Origin of the sequence: Streptomyces sp. CBMA123 (genome assembly GCF_014596465.1) — a bacterium.
In the GTDB taxonomy this organism is placed as follows: domain Bacteria; phylum Actinomycetota; class Actinomycetes; order Streptomycetales; family Streptomycetaceae; genus Kitasatospora.
Genome location: NZ_MECK01000448.1, coordinates 1 through 2,023 on the forward strand (window position 1 = coordinate 1; position 2,023 = coordinate 2,023).

At 76.1% G+C, this 2,023-nt stretch carries 1 protein-coding gene and 1 pseudogene; both read left to right on the forward strand.

Going from position 1 to position 2,023, the window contains the following annotated elements:
* Positions 1 to 108 (forward strand): annotated as a pseudogene (locus BG452_RS46310) (ATPase); the annotation flags it as partial.
* Between the two features lie 47 nt (positions 109 to 155).
* The coding region (locus BG452_RS33860; protein WP_262986088.1) for an AMP-binding protein at positions 156 to 2,023 on the forward strand (1,868 nt) is incomplete at its 3' end.

Sequence of the window (2,023 nt, forward strand, 5' to 3'; positions counted from 1 at the left end):
GTCCGCACCGTGCACATCGCCGACCCGGTCCGCCGCTACGCCGTCGACCTGGTCGCCGCCACCCGTACCAGCCCCGAGCTGCGGCTGGGCGCCTCGCCGCGCGCCACCCCGGGCGCGGCCTGCACCTGGTCCGGGCCGACGGCGGGGCGACCAGGCTGACCTACCGCCGACTGCTGGAGCGGGCCCGGGGGACCCTCGCCCTGCTGACCGCCGCCGGACTGCGGCCAGGAGACCGAGTCCTCCTCCAACTGCCGGAGCCGGAGGACTACTTCACCACCCTGTGGGCCTGCCTGCTGGGCGGGGTGCAGCCGGTCACGGTGGCCCGCCCGCCGGCGTACGACCAGCACAACCCCGTCCTGGAGAAGCTCTGGCACGCCTGGCAGACCCTGGAGCAGCCGCCGGTGCTCGCCGCCGGCCCGGCGGTGGCGGGCCTGGCACGGCTCGGGGAGCTCTACCCTGCGCCCGGCCTGCGGGTCATCGCGGTCGACCGGCCCGCCGCTGACGGCACGGCACCCACCCGCACCGGCGCCGAGCACGCCCCGGACCCGGGCGACGTCGCGATCCTCCAGCTCTCGTCCGGCAGCACCGGCCGCTCCAAGGCGGTGCAGATCACCCATCGCGGCATCCTGGAGTACGTGGCGGGCGCCGTCGCCCAGGGCACCGCGCCCGAGGACGTCACCGTCAACTGGCTGCCGCTGGACCACGTCGCCGGGCTGCTGATGTTCCACCTGCGCGACGTGGCGCTCGCCGCCGACCAGGTGCAGGTGCCCACCGAGCTGGTGCTCGCCGATCCGCTGCTCTGGCTGGACACGCTGGAGCGCTACCGGGGCGCGCACTCCTGGTCGCCCAACTTCGGCTACCGGCTGGTCGCCGAGGCCGTGCGGGCGGCCGGTCCGGGCCGGCACTGGGACCTCTCCTCGGTCAAGTCCCTGATCAACGCGGGAGAGCAGTGCACCGCGGCGGTGCTGGACGAGTTCCTGGCCGCCACCGGGCCGTTCGGCGTACGGGCGGAGCACGTGCTGCTGGGCTGGGGCATGGCCGAGACCTGCACCGCCATCACCTACAAGCGCTACCACGAGGACGGAGCCCGCCGCCTGGTGCGCACCGACTCGCTGACCGGCCGGCTGGCGCCCGCCGACCCGGACTCCCCGGAGCGCGGCACCGCCTTCCTCAGCATGGGGCGCCCCGCACCCGGCACCCGGATCCGGGTGGCGGGCGAGGACGGCCGCGCCCTGCCCGAGCACCGGGTCGGCCGACTCCAGGTCAACTCCGGCCGGGTGACGCCCGGTTACCTGAACAACCCGGCCGCCGACCGCGAGTCCTTCGTCGGCGACGGCTGGTTCGACACCGGGGACCTCGCCTTCCTGGCCGACGGGGAGGTGGTGCTCACCGGCCGTCGCAAGGAGATCATCATCGTCAACGGGGTGCACCACTTCTGCCACGAGCTGGAGGACGTGGTCGCCTCGGTGGCGGGAGTGCGGTCCGGGCACGTCGCCGCCTTCGGGGTCCCGGACGAACGCACCGGCACCGAGCAACTGGTGATCGCCTACGTGCCGAACGACCCGGACGCCCCCGCACCCCCGGTGACCGCCGAGGTCCGCCGGCTGCTGGCCGCCCGCCGCCAGCCCGCCCCCGCCCTGGTGCTGCCGGTACCGGTGGCCGACTTCCCGCGCACCACCAGCGGCAAGATCCAGCGCACCGCCCTGCGCGGGCGCCTGCTCGACGGCGAGCTCGACGAGCACATCGTGGCGCTGGACCTGGCGGAGGCCAACTCCCGTACCCTGCCGGACTGCGTGCGCCGGATCGCCTGGGAACCCCGCCCGGCGCCGGAGGCCCCCGCCGACCTCACGACCCCGGCAGCCCCGACGACCCCGGCCGACGGCGACCCGACCGGGCCGACCCTGCTGCTCGGCCCCGCCGGGCCCGGCACCCTCGTCGAGGCGCTGCGCGCCGCCCTGCCGGGGGCCGTGGTGGTGGACGAGCCGCCGACCGCCGACCCCGGGCAGTGGCTGCGGGCGCTGCG